Here is a 3787-nt window from a genome sequence, read left to right as displayed (position 1 = left end):
GACTAACGAACAAGTTCGTAAGTCTCGCTGCCCTCCCCTGAAGGGGAGGGTGGGGTTAGCCCAAAGAAAAAGGGCGGTCGTCCCTGCGGACGCCGCCCTTGATCTTGTCGCGGATAGCGCGCGCTTACGCGGCGGCCATCTCGTCGTCATACTGTTCGATCGGACCCGAGTCCTGGCCCTTGGCGTCGACGTCGCGATCGACGAATTCGATGATCGCCATCGGCGCCGCGTCCGAGGCGCGGATGCCGGCCTTGATCACGCGGGTGTAGCCGCCGTTGCGGTCGGCGTAGCGCGCCGCGATGACGTCGAACAGCTTCTTCAGCTGGGTTTCGTCGAGCAGGCGGCTCTGGGCGAGACGGCGATTGGCAAGGCCGCCGCGCTTGGCGAGCGTGACCAGCTTTTCGACATAGGGACGCAGTTCCTTCGCCTTGGCGACGGTGGTCATGATCTGCTCATGCTTGATGAGCGAGGCCGACATGTTGCGGAACATCGCGGTACGATGTGCGCTGGTGCGCTGCAGCTTCCGGCCACCCGATTTATGACGCATAATCCATTCCTTCGTTTGTCACAGGGGCCGTGTGAGGTACCCCAAGCCAGGTCGATTGCGGGCCGACCCCTTCCCGTTGTGAGCCCCGGCCGAAGCCGGGGCACTGGATCAGCCGAGAAGTTCCTGTTCGAGCTTCTTGGCCATTTCCTCGATATTCTCGGGCGGCCAGCCGGGGATGTCCATGCCCAGGCGCAGGCCCATCGACGACAGCACTTCCTTGATTTCGTTCAAGGACTTGCGGCCGAAGTTCGGCGTGCGGAGCATTTCGGCTTCGGTCTTCTGAACGAGGTCACCGATATAGATGATGTTGTCGTTCTTCAGGCAGTTGGCCGAGCGGACCGACAGTTCGAGCTCGTCGACCTTCTTGAGCAGGAAGCGGTTGAGCTGGTTGACGTCGCTTTCGTCGGCGGTGGTCGGCGACGCCGCCATGCCGATCATGCCGCTGTCGTTCATCGCTTCTTCGAAGTGGACGAAGACCTGGAGCTGGTCCTGGAGGATGCGCGCGGCGTAAGCGACGGCGTCTTCCGGGGTCACGGTGCCGTCGGTATCGACGGTCAGCGACAGCTTGTCATAGTCCAGTTCCTGGCCGATGCGGGCATTGTCGACCTTGTAGGCGACCTGGCGCACGGGCGAGAAGAGCGAGTCGACCGGGATCAGGCCGATCGGCGCGTCGGCCGGGCGGTTGGCGGTCGCGGGGACATAACCCTTGCCGGTGTCGGCGACGAGTTCCATGTTCAGCGTCGCGCCATCGTCGAGGTGGCAGATGACATGGTTCGGGTTCATCACCTTGATGTCGCCCGACACCATGATGTCGCCGGCCTTGACGGTCGCGGGACCGGTGGCCGAAAGCTGGAGCCGCTTCGGGCCTTCGCCTTCCATCTTGAGGGCGATCTGCTTCACGTTGAGGACGATGTCGGTGACATCTTCGCGCACGCCGGCGAGGCTCGAGAACTCGTGCAGGACGTTCTCGATCTTGATCGACGTGATGGCCGCACCCTGGAGCGACGACAGCAGCACGCGGCGCAGCGCGTTGCCGAGCGTCAGGCCGAAACCGCGCTCAAGCGGCTCGGCGACGAAGGTCGCCTTGCGCTTGCCGTCGCTGCCGGCCTTGATTTCCAGGTTGCTGGGCTTCTTCAATTCCTGCCAGTTCCGGATATTGACAGTCATGGACTTCCCTTTGCTTTGGGCGGGACGGGCAGGGGTCGACTGACCGTCCAGCGAGGATTTGAAACGGGCGGCGTCCCGGCGGGACGCGCCCGAAAGGACGTCAGACGCGGCGGCGCTTGGCCGGGCGGACGCCATTGTGCGGGATCGGGGTCACATCGCGGATCGAGGTGATGTGGAAACCGACCGCCTGCAGCGCGCGGAGCGCCGACTCGCGGCCCGCACCCGGGCCCTTGACTTCGACTTCGAGGGTGCGGACGCCATGTTCGGCGGCCTTCTTGCCGGCGTCTTCGGCGCACACCTGGGCGGCGTACGGGGTCGACTTGCGGCTGCCCTTGAAGCCCATCATGCCGGCGCTCGACCAGGCAATCGCATTGCCCTGCGCGTCGGTGATGGTGATCATCGTGTTGTTGAAGGTGGCGTTGACGTGGGCGACGCCCGACGAGATGTTCTTGCGTTCGCGCCGACGAAGACGCTGCGGTTCACGAGCCATGATATAATCCTAACCTAATCCTGAATGGCCGGTGGCGGGCGGGAGGCCGCTGCCCCGGCAGGGAAAGCAAGGAAGCGCGCCGAAAGGGCGCGCTCGACCTTACTTCTTCTTGCCGGCGATCGGCTTGGCCTTGCCCTTGCGGGTGCGCGCATTGGTGTGCGTGCGCTGGCCGCGGACCGGAAGTCCCTTGCGATGACGCAGGCCGCGATAGCAGGCGAGGTCCATCAGGCGCTTGATGTTCATCGCCGTGGTGCGGCGAAGATCACCCTCGACCGTGTGGTCGGCGTCGAGCGTTTCGCGGATCTGCAGGATCTCGGCGTCGCTGAGGTCCTGGACGCGGCGCGTGTGGTCGATGCCCAGCTTGTCGGCGATGTCGACGGCGGTCTTGCGGCCGATGCCGTGGATGTAGGTGAGCGCGATGATCACGCGCTTGTTGGTGGGCAGGTTGACGCCCGCGATACGTGCCATTGGTAACTTTCTCCTGCTCCACAGGGCCGCTGGCCACGGCCCCATCTCAAAGCGTCTGATTTCCAACGCAAAAAACGGACCACGAATACGCAGCTGCGCTTCGCCGTCCGGTCAGGCTGTCGGAATGGAAGGCGCAAGTAGGGTGAGTCGCCCGAATTGTCAAGCGAACTGCGGCGCGCCGATGGGGTTTCCGCGACGCGGAAACGGCGGGGCGAAACCGCCCTAGGACTTGGTTGTAAGCGCCACCGCGCGATCGTGCAAGCGGTCGACGACGGCCCGGTGGATTCCGGGGGCGCAGGCGATGACGCCGAAGGCCTGCGCGCGCGGGGTGTTGAACAGCAGGGGATCGCCGAAGGCATCGGTGACGGTCGCGCCGGCCTCGGTCGCGATCAGCGCGGCGGCGGCGACGTCCCATTCGAACCCCCAGCGCAGCGTCGCGACGAGGTCGGCGCGGTCATCGGCGACGAGCGCCATGCGCAGCGCGATGCTGTTCGGCTTGGTGACGATGACGAGGTCGCTGTCGACGCGTGGCAGCGCATCGGCGGGGACGCGCGATCCGGCAAATTCGCAGCGCTCGCTCGCGTGCAGCGTCTCGCCGTTGAGCTGGGCGCCCTGGCCGCGCTGCGCGACCCACAGCTCGTCGAGCGCGGGGGCATAGAGGACGCCGAATTCGGGGGCGCCGTCGACGACGAGAGCCACCGACACCGCCCAGCCGGGGCGGCCGCGGATGAAGTCGCGGGTGCCGTCGATCGGGTCGACGCACCACATCGCGCGGCACGACAGCCGGTCTCTGTTGTCGGCGGTCTCCTCGGACAGCCAGCCCGCCTCGGGCACCATCGCGCCGAGCACCGCCTTCAGCCGCGCATCGACCGCGAGGTCGACGTCGCTGACCGGGTTGTTCGGCGACTTATACTGGACGTCGACCGCCTTGCCCTCGCCGCGCCAGCGCGCCATCGCCATATCGCCGACCTCGCGGGTCGCCGCGATCACGGCCTCGAGGTTGCGGTGCGGCACGACCGACTAACTCGACGCGACGGTCATGCCGTCGATGCGCAAGGTCGGCGCGTCGGTGCCGTGGCGGAAAACGAGATCGTCGGCGGGGGTCAGCGCGGCGA

5 protein-coding genes are annotated in these 3787 nt (G+C 66.0%); all 5 read right to left on the bottom strand.

The window, feature by feature from the left end; genetic code table 11:
• Window positions 1–124: 124 nt before the first annotated feature.
• Window positions 125–547, bottom strand: coding sequence for a 50S ribosomal protein L17 (rplQ, locus tag B1A78_RS20830; RefSeq protein WP_077148774.1), 423 nt, complete (start codon window positions 545–547; stop codon window positions 125–127).
• A gap of 108 nt (window positions 548–655) precedes the next feature.
• Window positions 656–1714 (bottom strand): DNA-directed RNA polymerase subunit alpha, encoded by a 1059-nt coding sequence (locus tag B1A78_RS20825; protein ID WP_058808756.1) that lies wholly within the window; start codon window positions 1712–1714, stop codon window positions 656–658.
• A 100-nt stretch (window positions 1715–1814) separates the two neighbouring features.
• A complete protein-coding gene (rpsK, locus tag B1A78_RS20820) occupies window positions 1815–2204 on the bottom strand; it encodes a 30S ribosomal protein S11 (RefSeq protein ID WP_003040416.1) in 390 nt (129 codons plus the stop codon).
• A gap of 99 nt (window positions 2205–2303) precedes the next feature.
• Window positions 2304–2672 (bottom strand): 30S ribosomal protein S13, encoded by a 369-nt coding sequence (gene rpsM, locus B1A78_RS20815; RefSeq protein WP_077031818.1) that lies wholly within the window; start codon window positions 2670–2672, stop codon window positions 2304–2306.
• A gap of 222 nt (window positions 2673–2894) precedes the next feature.
• Window positions 2895–3686 (bottom strand): 3'(2'),5'-bisphosphate nucleotidase CysQ, encoded by a 792-nt coding sequence (locus B1A78_RS20810; RefSeq protein WP_077148773.1) that lies wholly within the window; start codon window positions 3684–3686, stop codon window positions 2895–2897.
• Window positions 3687–3787 lie beyond the last annotated feature (101 nt).

The organism is Sphingopyxis sp. KK2, from assembly GCF_001990265.1.
In the GTDB taxonomy this organism is placed as follows: Bacteria; Pseudomonadota; Alphaproteobacteria; order Sphingomonadales; family Sphingomonadaceae; genus Sphingopyxis.
Note: the sequence above shows the minus strand (reverse complement) of the source record. Positions and strands in the feature narration are given on the sequence as shown.